17 protein-coding genes are annotated in these 17,300 nt (G+C 65.0%); 16 read left to right on the top strand and 1 reads right to left on the bottom strand.

All coding sequences use genetic code 11. The features are described 5' to 3' along the window. Positions 1-44 precede the first annotated feature (44 nt). The 10 genes from AWB65_RS02635 to AWB65_RS02590 all read left to right on the top strand — a co-directional run bounded on the left by AWB65_RS02635 (position 45) and on the right by AWB65_RS02590 (position 8,872). Entirely contained in the window at positions 45-1,172 is a 1,128-nt protein-coding gene (locus AWB65_RS02635; RefSeq protein ID WP_087665625.1) for an MlaE family ABC transporter permease, read from the top strand. Continuing rightward, positions 1,172-2,047, top strand: a complete 876-nt coding sequence (locus AWB65_RS02630; protein WP_087665624.1) for an ABC transporter ATP-binding protein — start codon at positions 1,172-1,174, stop codon at positions 2,045-2,047. Before AWB65_RS02635 ends, AWB65_RS02630 begins: the two co-directional genes overlap by 1 nt. A 28-nt stretch (positions 2,048-2,075) precedes the next feature. After that, positions 2,076-3,035 (top strand): MlaD family protein, encoded by a 960-nt coding sequence (locus AWB65_RS02625; RefSeq protein WP_087665623.1) that lies wholly within the window; start codon positions 2,076-2,078, stop codon positions 3,033-3,035. 154 nt (positions 3,036-3,189) lie between these two features. Continuing rightward, the gene (locus AWB65_RS02620) at positions 3,190-3,834 is read left to right on the top strand and encodes an ABC-type transport auxiliary lipoprotein family protein (RefSeq protein WP_374729728.1); all 645 of its coding nucleotides are present in this window, start codon (positions 3,190-3,192) and stop codon (positions 3,832-3,834) included. A 37-nt stretch (positions 3,835-3,871) separates the two neighbouring features. Then, positions 3,872-5,047 (top strand): VanZ family protein, encoded by a 1,176-nt coding sequence (locus tag AWB65_RS02615; protein ID WP_087665622.1) that lies wholly within the window; start codon positions 3,872-3,874, stop codon positions 5,045-5,047. A gap of 29 nt (positions 5,048-5,076) precedes the next feature. Further along, positions 5,077-5,406 (top strand): (2Fe-2S) ferredoxin domain-containing protein, encoded by a 330-nt coding sequence (locus tag AWB65_RS02610; RefSeq protein ID WP_087655770.1) that lies wholly within the window; start codon positions 5,077-5,079, stop codon positions 5,404-5,406. Positions 5,407-5,437: 31 nt separating this feature from the next. Beyond that, positions 5,438-6,064 (top strand): alpha/beta hydrolase, encoded by a 627-nt coding sequence (locus AWB65_RS02605; protein WP_087665621.1) that lies wholly within the window; start codon positions 5,438-5,440, stop codon positions 6,062-6,064. Between the two features lie 358 nt (positions 6,065-6,422). Next, a complete protein-coding gene (locus AWB65_RS02600) occupies positions 6,423-7,649 on the top strand; it encodes a D-alanyl-D-alanine carboxypeptidase family protein (RefSeq protein WP_087665620.1) in 1,227 nt (408 codons plus the stop codon). 15 nt (positions 7,650-7,664) lie between these two features. After that, complete coding sequence (locus tag AWB65_RS02595) at positions 7,665-8,567, top strand: D-amino acid aminotransferase (protein ID WP_087665619.1); 903 nt, start codon at positions 7,665-7,667, stop codon at positions 8,565-8,567. 11 nt (positions 8,568-8,578) lie between these two features. Further along, positions 8,579-8,872 carry a DUF493 family protein gene (locus tag AWB65_RS02590; protein ID WP_087665618.1) on the top strand — a complete coding sequence of 98 codons (294 nt, stop codon included), beginning with the start codon at positions 8,579-8,581 and terminating at the stop codon, positions 8,870-8,872. Here the strand turns inward: AWB65_RS02590 and AWB65_RS02585 are convergent. Continuing rightward, a complete protein-coding gene (locus AWB65_RS02585) occupies positions 8,856-9,809 on the bottom strand; it encodes a transcriptional regulator GcvA (RefSeq protein WP_087665617.1) in 954 nt (317 codons plus the stop codon). The two genes, AWB65_RS02590 and AWB65_RS02585, sit on opposite strands and share 17 nt — an antisense overlap. 138 nt (positions 9,810-9,947) lie before the next feature. Between AWB65_RS02585 and AWB65_RS02580 the strand changes: the two genes are divergently transcribed. From AWB65_RS02580 to AWB65_RS02555, 6 genes are all read left to right on the top strand, one after another. Beyond that, positions 9,948-10,274, top strand: coding sequence for a DUF2917 domain-containing protein (locus tag AWB65_RS02580; protein WP_087665706.1), 327 nt, complete (start codon positions 9,948-9,950; stop codon positions 10,272-10,274). Between the two features lie 54 nt (positions 10,275-10,328). Beyond that, positions 10,329-11,105 carry a lipoyl(octanoyl) transferase LipB gene (gene lipB, locus AWB65_RS02575; protein WP_087665616.1) on the top strand — a complete coding sequence of 259 codons (777 nt, stop codon included), beginning with the start codon at positions 10,329-10,331 and terminating at the stop codon, positions 11,103-11,105. A 13-nt stretch (positions 11,106-11,118) separates the two neighbouring features. Then, on the top strand, positions 11,119-12,141 hold the full coding sequence (lipA, locus tag AWB65_RS02570) for a lipoyl synthase (protein WP_087665615.1): 1,023 nt from the start codon (positions 11,119-11,121) through the stop codon (positions 12,139-12,141). Between the two features lie 502 nt (positions 12,142-12,643). Next, positions 12,644-13,945 carry a dicarboxylate/amino acid:cation symporter gene (locus AWB65_RS02565; RefSeq protein ID WP_087665614.1) on the top strand — a complete coding sequence of 434 codons (1,302 nt, stop codon included), beginning with the start codon at positions 12,644-12,646 and terminating at the stop codon, positions 13,943-13,945. Between the two features lie 19 nt (positions 13,946-13,964). Then, positions 13,965-15,935 carry a sensor histidine kinase gene (locus tag AWB65_RS02560; protein WP_087665613.1) on the top strand — a complete coding sequence of 657 codons (1,971 nt, stop codon included), beginning with the start codon at positions 13,965-13,967 and terminating at the stop codon, positions 15,933-15,935. A 26-nt stretch (positions 15,936-15,961) separates the two neighbouring features. Continuing rightward, on the top strand, positions 15,962-17,299 hold the full coding sequence (locus AWB65_RS02555) for a sigma-54-dependent transcriptional regulator (RefSeq protein WP_087665612.1): 1,338 nt from the start codon (positions 15,962-15,964) through the stop codon (positions 17,297-17,299). Position 17,300: the final 1 nt, after the last annotated feature.

Raw genomic sequence — 17,300 nt, 5'->3', positions numbered from 1 at the left:
CTTTCGTTACAATGGGCTCTCCCTTTCCCTAGGCGAACCCATCCTTGAACTTCGACACGCCGCCCCGCTTGCGAGTGGAATCCGGTCAGCAAGGCAAGGTGGTCCGGCTTTCCGGCCAGTGGACGGCGCTTGCGCTCGCGCGCGACCGCTCCAAAGGCGGCGTGACGCGGCGGCTCCGCGCAATCGGCCGGGAAGCGATTCCCAACTGGGACCTGCTGTCGATCGAGCGGCTGGATCACGTCGGCGGGCAGGCGCTGTGGCGTATCTGGGGCCGCCGGATGCCCGCCGTCGTCGCGCTCTCTGATACGCAGCGCGAGATTTTTCAGCGCGTCGCGCTGCTCGACGCCGAGCGCGAAGAACCCGAACCCGTCGATCGCTCGACTTTCGTCACGCGCTTCGGCCTCTTGTTGTTCTCGTTCTTCGAGCACCTGTACGGCGGCATCGCGATGTTCGGCGGCTTCATGCTCGACCTGATCGGCATTGTGCGCCGTCCGAAACGCATCCCGTGGACCGAAATCTCCGCCAATATCTATAGCGCCGGCACCCAGGCGCTCGCGATCACGGCGCTCGTCGCGTTCCTGATCGGCATCGTGCTGAGTTACCTTTCCGCGCAGCAACTGCGCACGTTCGGCGCGAACCAGTACATCGTGAACATTCTGGGGCTCTCGGTGATTCGGGAGCTCGGGCCGGTGCTCTCGGCGATTCTCGTCGCGGGGCGTTCGGGATCGGCGATCACCGCACAGATCGGCGTAATGCGCGTGACCGAGGAACTCGACGCGATGCAGGTCATGGGCATCCCGCACGGCCTGCGCCTCGTGTTGCCGCGCGTGATCGCGCTCGGCATCGCGATGCCGCTCCTCGTCATGTGGACCAACGTCATCGCGCTGACGGGCGGCGCGCTCGCGGCGAAGTTTGTGCTGCAGATCGACTTTTCGTTCTTCGTGCGCTCGCTGCCGAGCGTCGTGCCGATCACGAACCTGTGGATCGGCCTCGGCAAGGGTATGGTGTTCGGCATGCTGATCGCGCTCGCTGCGTGCCACTTCGGCTTTCGCATCAAGGCGAATTCGCAGAGTCTCGGCGAGGGCACGACCACGTCGGTGGTCACGTCGATCACGATCGTGATTCTCGCGGACGCCGTGTTCGCGATCCTTTTCCAGAACGTGGGGCTCTGATGTCGACCACACTCGCCACCGCCATTCGCCACCAGCCGCCGCCCGTCATCGCGGAGCCGGTGATCGAATGCGAGGACGTGACGAAGCGCTACGGGCGCACCGTCATTCACGAGCATCTGAACCTGCAGGTGCGGCGCGGCGAGATCGTCGCGCTGCTCGGCGGCTCGGGCTCCGGCAAGACGACGCTCGTGCGCCAGATGCTCGGCCTCGAATCGCCGACGTCGGGGCGTATCCGCGTGCTCGGCGAAGAGTGGGCGAACATGGACGAAGAAACCGCGCGCATCCTGCGCACGCGCTCCGGGATGATGTTCCAGCAGGGCGCGCTTTTTTCGTCGCTGTCGGTGTACGACAACATCGCGCAGCCGTTTCGCGAGCTCGGCAAGATTCCCGAGGACCTGATCCGCGAATTCGTGATGCTCAAGCTCGAAATGGTCGGGCTGTCGTGCAAGCACGCGAGCAAGATGCCGGCGGCACTTTCGGGCGGGATGATCAAGCGCGTGGGCATCGCGCGGGCGATCGCACTCGAGCCGGAACTGCTCTTTCTCGACGAACCGACCGCTGGCCTCGACCCGAAGGCCTCCGACGAATTCGTCGACCTGATCGCGACGCTGCATCGCGCGCTCGGACTGACGGTCGTGATGGTCACGCACGATCTGGACACAATGGTCGCGCTCTCGACGCGCGTCGCCGTGCTTGCCGACCGGCGCGTGCTGGTCGCGGCGCCCGTGGAAGAGGCGGTGGCGGTCGATCATCCGTTCATCCGCGAGTATTTTCTCGGCCGGCGCGGACGCCGCGCGCTGCAGGCGCTGCCGTTCGAGCGACGCGCGCGGCTGCCAGCGGTGGCGCTGGAAGAAGCGCCGCTGCAGTTGAAATAACACGCGCAAAAGGAAAAGGAACCTGTCGATGGAAAACAAATCCCATGCGTTCTGGGCTGGCCTCTTCACCATCGGCCTCGTCGCGGCGATCGCGATCACGGTGTTTTTCTTCAACGTCGACCGCACGGTACGCGTGCCGTACGACCTGATCGCGCGCACCAACGTGACGGGCCTCTTCACCGATGCCGCCGTGCGTTATCGCGGGCTCGGCGTGGGCAAGGTGGAGTCGATCAGATTCGACCGGTCGCATCCGGGGCAGATCCGCATCCGCATACTTGTCGACAAAAACGCGCCGATGACGCATTCCACCTACGCCACGCTCGGCTTCCAGGGCGTGACGGGCATCGCGTTCGTGCAGCTCGACGACACCGGCAAGGACACGCGCGATTTGCCTTCGTCGGCGAAGGACGTGGCGGAAGTGCCGATGCGCCCGGGTATCTTTGACCAGTTGCAGCAGCGCGGCGACGTCATTTTGCGCAAGTTCGAACGCCTGGCCGACGACGCCGACAAATTCCTCTCCGACGACGTGCGCGACGAACTCATGCGCACGTCGAAGAGCCTGCGCGGCGCGGCCGACGGCATCGCGACGCTCGCAAGCCAGGTCGGCCCTGCGACCGCGCGCTTGCCCGCAACGCTCACGCAACTGGACAAGGCGCTCGCGTCCACCAACGTGCTGATCCAGAGCCTGAACCGGCCGGACGGGCCGTTCGTGTCGAATATGAACAAGGCGGGCGCGGCGGCGCAGCAGGCGGGCGTCGCGCTCGCCGACATGAACGACTCGCTGCGGGAGCTTTCGGCGCGCGTCGGCTACGAGACGCTGCCGCACGTCAATTCGCTCGCCGACGACGTCAGCAGCGCCGCGCGCTCGATCGACCGCGCCGCCGACACGTTCAGCACAAACCCGCGCAGCGTGCTGTTCGGCGCGCCGGTGCAGGCGCCGGGCCCAGGCGAGCCGGGCTTCCGCTGGCCGGTGAAAGCTGGCCAATAGGTGCGCGAAGGCCGTTCGTTAGTGCAATTAAGAGCGTTCAGTGAGTTTGCCTTAAAATTTAGCGCGCTAAAGTTTGAAAACTCTCGCGAATTCTGTCTTTCACGCCGGAGTTTGACGTTTCACGCATCGAAGACAAGGAACTGTGATGCCACCCATGAATTTCGACGCGATGCGCGGCTTGCGCTCGCTGCCGCGGCGCTGCGGTCTTCCCTTCGCGATGTTCGCGCTTGCCGTGGCCGCGCTGTCCGGCTGCGCGTCGGGGCCGCCGGCCGCCGTCTCGAATATCCGCTACGACCTCGGCGCGCCGCCGCAGATCGGCACGCCGGGCGCGATGCCGCCGATGAAGGTGATCGGCGTGCACGCCCCGCGCGATCTCGATTCCGACGCGTTCATCTACCGTCTGCAATACGCCGATGCGCAGCGCACCGGCAGCTATTCGAACAGCCACTGGACGATGCCGCCCGCCCAACTGCTCACGCAACGCCTGCGCGCGGCGCTTTCGGCGCGCGGCCCAGTGCTGACGGGCGCCGATACCGTGCGCGCGCCGCTGCTCGAAGTCGAGCTGACGGGCTTCGAGCAGGTGTTCGACGCGCCCGACGAGAGCCACGCGCTTGTCTCCGCGCGCGCGACCTTGTCGCAGCAGGGCCGCGTGATCGGCCAGCGCACGTTCATGGCGCGCGCGCCGGCCTACACGGGCGATGCCGCCGGCGGCGCGCGGGCGCTCGCCGCCGCGTCCGACGACCTCATCGCGCAGATGACCACCTGGCTCGGCGTGCAGCCGCTCGTCGCGTCGCAATGACGCCGCTGCACAGCGCCACGGAGCGGCCGGGCCACCGATGACGATCAAGCAGTGGCAGCGCCGCCCGTCGATGTTCGCGCGGCAGGCGCTTGCGGTGTATGCGGCGCTGGTCATCTACGGGTCGCTGTACCCGTTCTCCGGCTGGCGCTCGCTCGGCCTCGGGCCGTTCGCGTTTCTCACCGATCCGATCCCTCAGTACGTGACGGCGTTCGACGTCGTCACGAACGTGCTCGGCTATATGCCGCTCGGCGCGCTGATCGTGCTCGCGCTGTATCCGCGCTGGCGCGGTGCGCTCGCGGTGGGGGCGGCGTTTATCGGCGGCGCGCTGTTGTCGGGCGCGATGGAATCGATTCAGACCTATCTGCCGACGCGTGTCGCGTCGAACCTCGATCTTGCGGCGAACGCGCTCGGCGCGCTGATCGGCGGCGTGCTGGCCGCGCCCGCCACGAGCATGCTGCTCGATCGCGGCCTGTTGCGGCGCATCCGCTTCACCTGGTTCGAACGCGATGCCGCCTACGTGCTCGGCCTCTCCGCGCTCTGGCCGTTCGCAACGATGTTCCCCGCGCCGTTCCTGTTCGGCGCCGGCGACCTGCCGCGCGTCCTGTGGGACGGCCTCGATCCGTCGATGCAGGACGCGATCCTCGCCTGGACGCCCGCCGCGTGGGACATCGGCACTTGGATCGACGACTTCGCCGAGTTCCTTCCCGACGATTCCTGGGAAGCGCTGATCACCTCGTGCAACCTGTTCGCCGCGCTCGTGCTCGCAACGTTGCGCATGCGCGAGCGCGCACCGCGCGTGCGGCTGATGCTCGGCCTGCTCGCCGCGACGCTCGGCGCGAAGGCGGGCGCTTCGTTCCTGCAATCGCGCGCGGGCCTGACCTTCGACTGGGCAACCGACGGCGCCCTCGAAGGCATCGCGATCGGCACGCTGGCCGCGATGCTCTCGCTCTCGCTGCCGCGCGCGTTGCGCGCCGGGCTCGCGGGCGCGGCGCTGGTCGTCGCGCTCGTGCTGGCGAACCTGCTGCCGGTGAATCCGTACTTCGACATCGTCGTGGCCGACTGGCGTCAGGGTCGCTACCTGCACTTCAACGGCCTCGCGCACTGGCTCGCGTGGGTCTGGCCGTATGCGGCGCTCGGCTGGCTCGCGTCGGTTGCGGAGCGCGCGTGGCTCGCCCGGCGGCGCGCCGACAGCGATCGGCATCGGTCGCTATAATCGGCCGACACACTTTTTTGCCGACCCTCATGGATTCCTTCTACAAGTACCACGTGTTTTTCTGCCTGAACCAGCGCGAGCCGGACGCACCGCGCCAGAGCTGCGCGAACTGCAACGCGCAGGCGATGCAGGAGCATGCGAAAAAGCGCGTGAAGCAGCTCGGCCTCGCGGGCGACGGCAAGGTGCGCATCAACAAGGCGGGGTGTCTGGATCGATGCGAACTGGGGCCGGTCGTCGTCGTGTATCCGGAAGGGACGTGGTACACCTACGTCGACGAAACCGACATCGACGAGATCGTCGATTCGCATCTGGCGAACGGCAAGATCGTCGAGCGCCTTTTGATCGACCAGCCGGCCTGAACCTGCCTGACCCCGAAAACGCGACCGACCGATGAACGCGCAAACCGAAAAATTCCTGATCGACGGCCCGGTGGGCAAGATCGAAGTCGCGCTTGATCGCGCCGAAGGCACGCCGCGCGGCATCGTGCTCGTCGCGCATCCGCATCCGCTCTTCGGCGGCACGATGGACAACAAGGTCGCGCAGACGCTCGCGCGCACCTTCGTGCAGCTCGGCTACACGACGTATCGCTCGAATTTTCGCGGCGTCGGGCAGACGGGCGGCGAGCACGACAACGGCATCGGCGAACGCGACGACCTGCTCGCCGTGATCGCCCACATGCGCGCGCAGCCGGGCCAAGCTGATACGCCGCTCGTGCTCGCGGGCTTTTCGTTCGGCACGTTCGTGCTGTCGCATGTGGCCAAGAAACTGCGAGACGAAGGTCAGGCGATCGAGCGGATGGTGTTCGTCGGGACGGCGGCGAGCCGCTGGGAAGTCGCCGAAGTGCCCGACACCACGCTCGTGATCCACGGCGAAGTCGACGAAACCGTGCCGATCGCGTCGGTCTACGACTGGGCGCGGCCGCAGGAATTGCCGGTCGTCGTGATTCCGGGCGGCGAGCATTTCTTTCATCGCAAGCTGCATATTCTCAAGCGCGTGATCGTCGACGCGTGGCGCTGAGGCGTTTCCGGCGCCAAGCGAATCGAAGGCCTGCGAAGCGCCGAAACACGCGGTAACTGACCATTTCAGAGGCGAAAGCGCATCGCGCGACGCGTATAATGGCGCAGACTTTTGCGCTGCAACCTGACCGTTCAGCGATCGCTTTAGCGCACGGCGCCGCCGCTGCGCCGCTTGAGAACCGATCGCGCGGCCGTCTGTCCAACGAGCGCCTTTTCGCTGCGCCCGCGGCTTTCGACCGCGCTGCATCCAACGAAACAACGCGCCCGACCGGCCCGACGGTCTGCCTGTTCAACCTGCGCTTCGCCGTTCGACATCGACCCCGACGAAGCGCCGATGCCTTTTCTGCCGACCCGATCCTATGCGCTTTTCCCCTTCCGGCCTGTCCTTCTCCGTAGCTGAATCACGTCAACGCGCTCTGACCCGCGCGATCACCGCCGCCATCGTCCTGCCCGCCACGCTGGCCGCCGCGAGCGCCTTCGCGCAAGTGCCGCCGCCCGACGTGACCGCGCGTTCGTGGGTCCTCGTCGATGCCACGAGCAACCAGGTGCTCGCCTCCGGCAACCCGGACGAGCGCTCGGAGCCCGCGTCGCTCACGAAGCTGATGACCGCATATCTTGTATTCGACGCGCTGAAGTCGAAGAAGATCAACATGGACCAGACCGTCATGCCGAGCGAGGCCGTGCGCCGCGTTCGCACCGACGAGTCGCGCATGTTCGTCGAGGCGAACAAGCCGGTGACCGTGCACGATCTCGTCTACGGCATGATCGTGCAGTCGGGCAACGACGCGGCGATCGCGCTCGCGGAACTCGTCGGCGGCAGCGAGACGAACTTCGTCACGCTGATGAATGCGGCGGCGAAGAACATCGGCATGAAGAACACCCACTTCGCCGACGTCAACGGCATGCCCGATCCGCAGCACTACACGACCGCGGGCGACCTCGCCGTGCTGTCGACGCGCCTGATCCGTGACTTCCCCGAGTACTACGACATCTTCTCGGTGCGCGACTTCACGTACAACAAGATCAAGCAGCCGAACCGCAACCGCCTGCTGTGGCTCGATCCGACCGTCGACGGCCTGAAGACCGGCCATACGAAAGCGGCCGGTTACTGCCTGATCGCGACCTCGAAGCGTCCGCTGACCGGCGTGCCCGACTCGAGCCGGCGCCTCGTCGCGGTGATGATGGGCGAGCCGAAAGAGCACAACCGCGTGCAGGACAGCCTGAAGATGCTGAACTACGGCTACACGGCCTACGACGCGGTGCGGCTCTACAAGGCGGATCAGGTGATCGAGTCGCCGCGCATCTACAAGGGCGCCGAGAACACCGTGAAGGCGGGCGTGACGACCGACCAGTACGTCACCGTGCCGAAGGGCATGGGCGAGAAGGTGAAGCCGTCGGTCACGCATAACGCGCTGATCACCGCGCCGGTCAAGAAAGGCCAGCAGATCGGCACTGTCAAGATGATGGCGGACGGCAAGGAAGTCGCGCAGTTCCCGCTCGTCGCGTTGCAGGACGTGCCGGAGGCGGGCATCGTCGGGCGCCTGTGGGATTCGGCGCTGCTGTGGTGGGACAAGCGCAAGTCTTAAAGAGGAACCGTCGCGATGAGCCATGAACTCGACCCCATCGTTTATCTGAACGGCGAGTGGGGCCCGCTTTCCGAAGCGCGCATTCCGGTGCTCGATCGCGGCTTTATCTTCGGTGACGGCGTGTACGAAGTCGTGCCGCTATACGCCACGCCGGACGGCCGCGCGCCGTTCCGCCTTACGCAGCATCTGGCGCGGCTCACGCGCAGCCTCGGCAAGATTCGCATCCACAATCCCTTCGACGACGCCGGCTGGCGCGCGCTGATCAACCAGGCGATCGACGCGAACAAGGGCGAAGGCGACGCGCTGGTGTATCTCCACGTGACGCGCGGTGTGGCGAAGCGTCGCGGTCATGCGTTCCCGGCCGATATCACGCCGACCGTCTTCGTAATGGTCAATCCGCTCACATTTCCGAGCGCCGAAAGCCGCGCGCAGGGCGCGCGCGCCGTCACCGCCGAGGACAAGCGCTGGCTGCATTGCGACATCAAATCGATTTCACTGCTCGGCAACGTGCTGATGGCGCAGCACGCCGCCGAAAACGACGCGCTCGAAACCATCCAGTTGCGTGACGGCCTGCTGACGGAAGGATCGTCGTCGAATGTGTGGATCGTGAAGAGCGGCAAGCTCTTCGGCGCGCCGCGCGGGCCGCGGATTCTCGAAGGCATCCGCTATGCGCTGGTCGAGGAACTGGCGCTCGAGGCGGGCATTGCGTTCGAGGAGCGCGAGATCACCGAAGCCGAACTGCGCGACGCCGACGAAATCATGATCAGCTCGGCGACGAAGGAAGTGATGCCGATCACCGTGCTGGACGGCGCGCCGGTCGGCGACGGTCAGCCCGGCGCGGTCTATGCTGCTCTGTATGACGCCTACCAGCGGGCGAAGGCGCGCGAACTGAGGCAGTTCAGCGCACGCGCCGAGTGAAGGAGAAAGCCATGACGACCCCCGAGAAACCAGCCACCCCCCAAACCGCCGACGACCTGTTCAATTTCCCCTGCGATTTCCCGATCAAGGTGATGGGCAAGTCGCATCCCGAATTTCAGGATGCGATCGTCACCGTGATCCGCGAGTACGACGGCGAATTCGATGTGACGCGCATCGAGACGCGACCGTCGTCCGGCGGCAACTACACCGGCCTCACCGTCACCGTGCGCGCGCAAAGCCGCGCCCATCTCGACGACATCTACCGCGCGCTCACCGGCCATCCGATGGTCAAGGTAGTGCTCTGACCTGCGCGACGGGCGCATCGCACGCGGCCGGTGTGCATTCGTAGATGCGCTTGAACTGCTCGGCTTCGTCGAAAATCCACGCGCGAAAATCCTGCACCCGCTTCGCCTTCAGCAAGGCGGGCGGGCAGACGAAGAAATAGGTCCACGGGCTCGGCCCGTCGATTGCAAAAAGCCGCACGAGCCGCCCCGCGACGATTTCATGCATCGCGAGCGAGCGGCGCACGAGCGCGATCCCCTGGCCGTCGATGGCCGCCTGCAGCAAATTCGACGAATCCTCGTACAAGACGCCGCGTTTCGGCTCGGGCATTTCCGTGAGTCCGGCGGCGTCGAACCACGGGCGCCACAGTTCGTCGTTGGAGCGCAGCAGCGGTGTGTTCGCGAGATCGGCGGGCGCGCGCGGGAGCTTGCCTCCGTTGAACTTCGGCGAACATGCGGGGAAAAAAACCTCATCAAGCAGCTTTTCAGCGTGTAAGCCTGGGTATTTGCCGAAGCCGAAGCGAATCGCTACATCCACGTCGTCGCGGGTGAAATCGGTGAGTGCGTTCGTCGACAGCAGTTCGAGGTCGATTTCCGGATGTTTTTCGATGAAACCGCCGACACGCGGCGTCACGAAACGCGCCGAGAACGACGACAGCATCGATACGACGAGCCGCCGGTCGCGATCGCCTGAGCGCACCTGACGCGTGGCTTCGGCAAGCGTGACGAGCGCGGCGCGGACTTCGGCGGCGTATTGCCGGCCGCCGTCTGTGAGACGCACGCGCTTGCCATCGCGGGCGAAGAGCGGTACGCCGAGCTCGGCTTCGAGCGCGCGAACTTGGTGGCTCACAGCGCCGTGCGTGACGAAAAGTTCGTCGGCGGCGCGGGAGAAGCTTTCGTGGCGCGCGGCGGCTTCGAAGGCACGCAAGGCGTTGAGGGCGGGGAGTTGGCGGAGATCCATGAGTGTTGAGTTTGGCTAACCTGAAAGACCGGAGCTTAGCTAATTTACCTCACATAGCCGTGAAAATTGCTCGTTTTGCGTAACCCCTTGCCGCGCCTACGATTGTAGCCATCGAAACCAACTTTGGCGGAGTCGATCATGCGAGAAATTTCCACAAGCGTCACGTTCGAAATCAAGCCCGGCGAAACGGTGCCGATGCGCATCGGCCGCAGCACGCAACTGAAGGTCCAGGGCGCCGCCGTCTGGGCGACGCGCAGCAACGACATCGAGGACTACTGGCTCGTCCCCGGCGACAAGCTCAAGCTTCGCCAGCGCGAGCGGCTGTGGTTGAGCGTCGATGGCGACAGGGCCGCGCAAGTCGTCTTCACGATTTGCCCGCGCCCCGACCAGCGCGCCGCCACCTGGCTCGCGCATTCGTTCGACCGGCTCGTTGAACGCTTCCGCTCCGGCTGGAGAACGGTCTGAGCGATATACCAAGGCGCGGCGGGCAACACGCGATTTCGGTAAACTACCGGGACCATGCCCGCCACGACGCTTGACTCCCCGCTTCATCCCCATCTCGCCGCCGCGAGCCTCATCGGCTCCGGCGAGCATCCCGTGACGCTGCGCTGGCGCGGCCTCGAACCCTACGGCCAAAGCTTCGACGCCATGCGCGCGTTCACCGACGCCCGCGCGCCTGACACGCCCGACGAAATCTGGCTCGTCGAGCATCCGCAGGTGTTCACGCTCGGTCTCGCGGGCGATCCCGCGCATCTTCTGGTCGCCGATAGCGGCATCCCGCTTGTCAAGGTGGATCGCGGCGGGCAGATCACGTACCACGGCCCGGGACAGGTCGTCGCGTACCTGCTGCTGGACCTGCGCCGCCGCAAGCTGATGGTGCGCGAACTCGTGCGTCGGATCGAGGAGGCCGTGATCGAAACGCTTGCGGCGTATAATCTGGCGACTGATCGTAAGGCTGGCGCGCCCGGCATCTACGTCTCACGACCGTTCGAAAACGACCGTGCGACAAGCCCGGACGCCCATCTGCACGAAGGCGCGAAAATCGCCGCGCTGGGTCTGAAGATTCGAAATGGCTGCAGTTATCACGGCGTGAGCCTGAACGTGAAGATGGATCTGCAGCCGTTTCTGGCGATCAATCCATGTGGCTACGCGGGACTCGAAACAGTCGACATGGCGACGCTCGGCGTCGCGGCCGACTGGCATGAAGTGGCCGGGCGTCTCGCTGAACGGCTTACCTACCAAATCGACGGCGTTCCGAGTGGCGCCGCTCAACCGCAGAACGGCCTGACCGTCTGAATGGATCGACCGAATGAATGACGCAACCGGAAATCTCGCTGGCGCTCTTGCAACCTCCGCAACGCCCGCAACGCCCGCAACGCCCGCCCCCGCCGCCTACGACGCCACCGCCAAGCAGAAGGCGCAGGCCAAGACGGCGCGCATTCCGATCAAGATCGTCCCGATCGAAAAACTGAAGAAGCCCGAGTGGATTCGCGTGAAAGCCGCGACCGGCAGCTCGCGTTTCTACGAAATCAAGCAGATCCTGCGTGAGCACAACCTGCACACGGTGTGCGAGGAAGCGAGTTGCCCGAACATCGGCGAATGTTTCGGCAAGGGCACCGCGACGTTCATGATCATGGGCGACAAGTGCACGCGCCGCTGCCCGTTCTGCGACGTCGGGCACGGCCGTCCCGATCCGCTCGACGCCGACGAACCGCTGAACCTCGCCCGCACGATCGGTGCGCTGAAGCTGAAGTACGTGGTGATCACGAGCGTCGATCGCGACGATCTGCGCGACGGTGGCGCAGCGCACTTCGTCGAATGCATTCGGCAAGTCCGCGAGCATTCGCCGCAAACGCGTATCGAAATCCTGACGCCGGACTTCCGCGGACGACTGGATCGCGCGATCGGCATCCTGACCGCCGCTCCGCCCGATGTGATGAACCACAATCTCGAAACGGTGCCGCGTCTTTATAAGGAAGCGCGTCCGGGGTCGGACTATCACCATTCGCTGAAGCTGCTGAAGGACTTCAAAGCGCTGCATCCGGAGGTCGCGACGAAATCCGGGCTGATGGTCGGTCTTGGAGAAATGGAGGACGAAATCCTTCAGGTGATGCGCGACCTGCGCGAGCACAACGTCGACATGCTGACGATCGGGCAGTATCTGCAGCCGTCGGAGCACCATTTGCCGGTGCGTTCGTACGTGCATCCCGATACCTTCAAGATGTACGAGGAAGCGGCGTACGAGATGGGTTTCACGCACGCGGCAGTCGGCGCGATGGTGCGGTCGAGCTATCACGCGGATCAGCAGGCGCACGACGCGGGCGTGGTTTAAGAAACCTCGCTTTCGGTTCTAAAGAAAACCCACGGCAACGTGGGTTTTTTGTTTTCCGGGTCGCTGGATTGCTAATCGGGTTCAGCACATCTTAAAACTGTCTGAAAACCTCGGGAAACCCCGTAGACAAAGGCTCTAAGGGAAAACCCGCAGGCTGTCCGGAACGCCGGACGGCGTATTTCCTGAATTCCGGAAAGCCGGATGGGAGATCAGGGGAGAGCGCAAAAACCCCATTAGATTCAATCGTTTAGCCAAAACAAAAACTGGCATCGACCTTGCAATGTATAAGCGTGGCCCGCAAGGCCGCTCCATAAAAAGCCAAAGGAGACAAGCGATGCATCCCAATCCCTCGAAACGCCCTTGAATCCGTCGTCGTAGCGGCCTGGCTGCTGCTCGCGGCGCGTTTCATGGTGCTCCTCTCAAAGTACCGACGCTCCTCGCGCTTCTCGCGGCTCGCCACCGGCTTCCCTTGCCAACTGCCTGAAATTTGCCTGGAACCATCGTGACGAAAAAACCCTTCTACAAAGTCCTGTACGTGCAGGTGCTGATCGCCATCGCTGTCGGTATCGCGCTCGGACACTTCTATCCCACCTTCGCCACCGACATGAAGCCGCTCGGCGACGGGTTCATCAAGCTCATCAAGATGGTGATCGGGCCGATCATCTTCTGTACCGTCGTGACCGGTATCGCCGGCATGGAGGACATGAAGAAGGTCGGGCGCGTCGGCGGCAAGGCGCTGCTGTACTTCGAGATCGTCTCGAGCTTCGCGCTCGTGATCGGCCTCGCCGCGACGCACATCCTGAAACCGGGCGCCGGCTTCAACGTCGATCCGGCGACGCTCGACGGCAAGGCGGTCGCATCCTACGCCGCGAAGGCGCACGGCCAGTCGACGGTCGATTTCCTGATGCACATCATCCCGGATACGCTCGTGTCGGCGTTCGCGCAGGGCGAAATCCTGCAGATCCTGCTGATCGCGCTTCTGTTCGGCGCCGTGCTCGCGCACCTGGGCGATCGGGGCCGCGTGGTGACGACGTTCATCGAAGGCTTGTCGGGCGTGCTGTTCGGCATGGTCGGCATCATCACGAAGCTTGCGCCGATCGGCGCGTTCGGCGCGATGGCGTTCACCATCGGCAAGTACGGCATCGGCTCGCTCGTGCCGATGCTGAAGCTGATCGGCACGTTCTATCTGACGTCGATCATCTTCGTGGTCGTCGTGCTCGGCTCGATCGCGAAGGTGGTGGGCTTCAACATTCTGCGCTTCATCTCGTATATCAAGGAAGAGATGCTGATCGTGCTCGGCACGAGCTCGTCGGAAGCGGCGCTCCCGCAACTGATGTTGAAACTCGAAAAGCTCGGCTGCTCGCGCTCGGTGGTGGGTCTCGTGGTGCCGACCGGCTACTCGTTCAACCTCGACGGCACGAACATCTACATGACGATGGCCGTGCTCTTCATCGCGCAGGCGACGAACACCGATCTCACCTGGACGCAGCAGTTGACGCTCCTCGCGGTGACGATGCTGACGTCGAAGGGCGCGAGCGGCGTGACGGGCGCGGGCTTCATCACGCTCGCCGCAACGCTCGCCGTCGTGCCGACGATCCCGCTCGCCGGCATGGTGCTGATTCTCGGCATCGACCGCTTCATGAGCGAATGCCGCGCGCTGACGAACATCGTCGGTAACGGCGTGGCGACGGTCGTCGTGTCGGCATGGGAGAAGGAACTCGATCGCAACAAGATGCGTAACGCGCTGTCCGGCAACCCGGTGGCCGATACGGAAGAGGAACCCGTTCCGCTGAAACAGCACTAAAAAACCGGACGACACGGCAATGAAAGCGGCGAAGCATCAGATCACGGATGCTTCGCCGCGTCCGTTTTCGGACGGCTCCTATGCCACAATCGCGCAATCCCCTCTCCCGGAAACCGCACACGTGACGCGCCGTTTGCTCGTGTTCCTCGCGCTCGCCGCCGCGCTCGTGGCGGCCTGCGCGCTCACCTGGAACATCGCATGGCAGCGCGGCATCGACGACTTGCGGCGCAACGCCGCGGCCCGCGTCGATCGCACGACAGGCACGCTCAAGAGCACGCTCGACCGTTACGAATATCTGCCGTACCTGCTGTCGCGCCATCCGATCGTGCAGGATGTCCTGACCGATCCAACGCCGCGCAACACGGAACGCGCGAACCGCTATCTCGACGACCTGAACGGCCGTGCCCGCGCGACCGTCACCTACATCATCCGGGCGAACGGCGTGTGCGTCGCCGCCAGCAACTGGCTGCAGCCGGACAGCTTCGTCGGCTCGGAATATCAATTTCGCCCTTATTTCATCGACGCGACGCAAGGCCACACCGGCCGTTTCTTCGGGCTCGGCACGGTGTCGCGCGAGCCGGGGTATTACATCTCGCAACCGGTTTATCGCGAAGGTACGCGCGCGATCGTCGGCGTGGCGGTGGTGAAGCTCAACCTCGAATGGCTGCAGGGTGCGGATGCGGTCGAGCCGCTCATCGTCACCGACGATCACGGCGTGATTTTTCTCTCCTCCGTGCCGGCGTGGAAATATCACGCGGTGCGGCCGCTGCCGAAGAACATCGAGGCGTCCGTGTTCGCCGCGCGTCAGTACGCGCAAAAGACGATCGAGCCGCTGCCGATGACCATTGTGAAGACGCTCGAAGGCGATGCGCAGATCGTGCGCATCGGCGGCGGGCGCAATCCGCCGAGCTTCCTTGCGACGCGCCGTTCGATCGGCGAACCCGACTGGCAACTGATCACGATGGCGCCGCTCGATCCTGTCGAGAGCGCCGCGCGCACGGCCGCGATCGTGACGGGGCTCGTGTTCGTGTCGCTCTGCCTGCTGGCGTTTTACTGGCGCATGCGGCGCGTGCGCGTGCGCGACATGATCCGCAGCCGCGAATTGCTGCAAACGGCCTATGCCGAACTGAACCAGCGCGTGGCCGAGCGCACTGCCGATCTGTCAGAGGCGAACGCGCAACTGACGAAGGAGGTGAGCGAGCGCACGCGCGCCGAGCAGGATTTGCGCGCCGCGCACGACGAGCTGATCCAGGCAAGCAAGCTCGCCGCGCTCGGCCAGATGGCGGCCGGCATCACGCACGAGCTGAATCAGCCGCTCGCCGCGCTGCGCAGTTTCTCCGACAACACACGCGTCCTGATCGAACGCGGCGATCAGGCGGCGGCGCGGGAGAATCTGGAAGCGATCGCCTCGCTGACGGAGCGGATGGGCAAGATCACCAATCAGTTGAAGCTGTTCGTCTCGAAGGCGCGGCCGCGCAACGCCCGCACCGATGTGACGCGCGCGCTGCGCAACGTGCTCGCGATGCTGCGACCGCGGATGCAGAACGTCGCGCTCGACGTCGCGCCCGAACTCGCCGATGAAAACGCGCCGGTTTTCGTGCGCTGCGAGGACCTGCGGCTGGAGCAGATTCTGATCAACCTGATCGGCAATGCGCTCGACGCGGTCGGCGCGTGCGATTCGCCGCGCATCTCAATATTGATCGAGAGGCGCGAGGAGGCCGTCGAGCTCGTCGTGCGCGACAACGGTCCCGGCATTCCCGCCGATGTCCTGCCGCGCCTCTTCGAGCCATTCTTCACGACGAAGGAGATGGGGCACGGCCTGGGCCTCGGCCTGGCGATTTCATCGGCGATCGCGCGTGACTACGGCGGCACGCTCGTCGCGCGCAATCGGGCGGTGGCGCTCGCGGTCGATGGCCCCGAAGGCGGCACGCAGGCCGACGCTGACCGTGCTCAAGGTGCAGAATTCATGTTGACGCTGCGGCGTGCGTGACACTTTGTGAAAAGCGAGACCAAGCAATGACGACTGGCCTGCAGGTGATCTTTATCGAAGACGACGAACTCGTGCGGCGCGCAAGCGTCCAGAGCCTGCAACTCGCGGGCTTCGAGGTTGCGGGGCACGGCAGCGTCGAGGCGGCGTCGCGTTCGATCGACGCGAGTTTTCCAGGCGTGATCGTGAGCGATATCCGCCTGCCGGGTGCGAGCGGCCTCGATTTGCTCGCGCAATGCCGCGAGCGCGCGCCCGAGGTGCCGATCATCCTCGTCACCGGCCACGGCGATATCTCGATGGCCGTGCAGGCGATGCGCGACGGCGCCTATGACTTCATCGAAAAGCCGTTCGCCTCCGAGCGCCTGATCGAAGCGGTGCGCCGCGCGCTCGAACGCCGCACGCTGGTGCTCGAAAACCAGGCGCTGCGACGCGAACTCGCCGGGCAAAGCAGCGTGGCGCCGCGCATCATCGGGCGCAGTCCGGCTATCGAGCAGGTGCGCCGGCTGATCGCGAACGTCGCGCCGACGGACGCCTCCGTGCTCATCAACGGCGATACCGGCGCGGGCAAGGAACTGATCGCGCGGAGTTTGCACGATTTGTCGCCGCGGCGGGACAAGCCGTTTATCGCGGTGAATTGCGGCGCGCTGCCGGAGCAGATGTTCGAATCGGAGATGTTCGGCTACGAGGCCGGCGCGTTCACTGGTGCGCAGAAGCGGCGGGTCGGCAAGCTGGAGCATGCGTCAGGCGGAACGCTTTTCCTCGATGAAATCGAAAGCATGCCGTTGTCGCTGCAGGTGAAGCTGTTGCGCGTGCTTCAGGACGGCGTGCTGGAGCGGCTCGGCTCCAACCAGCCGATCCGCGCGAATTGCCGCGTGGTTGCGGCGGCGAAGGGCGATATGGCGGAGCACGTCGCCGACGGCACGTTCCGGCGCGATTTGCTGTATCGGTTGAACGTGGTGACGATTGCGTTGCCGCCGCTGGCGGAGCGTCGTGAGGATATCGTGCCGCTGTTCGAGCATTTCCTGCTCGATGCCGCCGTGCGCTACGAGCGCCCCGCGCCGATGCTGACCGACCGCCAGCGGGCGCAATTGATGCAGCGCGACTGGCCGGGCAACGTGCGCGAGTTGCGCAACGCGGCGGACCGGATGGTGCTCGGCGTGATCGACGACACGGCTGTCCCGCTCGATGCGGAAACGCAATCGCTGAAGGAGCGCACGGAGCAGTTCGAGCGGGCGGTGATTGCGGAGGCGCTGGAGCGGTGCGGTGGGGTGGTTGCTGCGGCGGCGGATCGGTTGCAGCTGGGGAAGGCGACGCTGTACGAGAAGATCAAGCGGTATGGGCTGGCGGTGAAGGGGGAGGAGCGGTGAG

Source organism: Caballeronia humi (genome assembly GCF_001544475.1).
Classification (GTDB): domain Bacteria; phylum Pseudomonadota; class Gammaproteobacteria; order Burkholderiales; family Burkholderiaceae; genus Caballeronia; species Caballeronia humi.
Note: the sequence above shows the minus strand (reverse complement) of the source record. Positions and strands in the feature narration are given on the sequence as shown.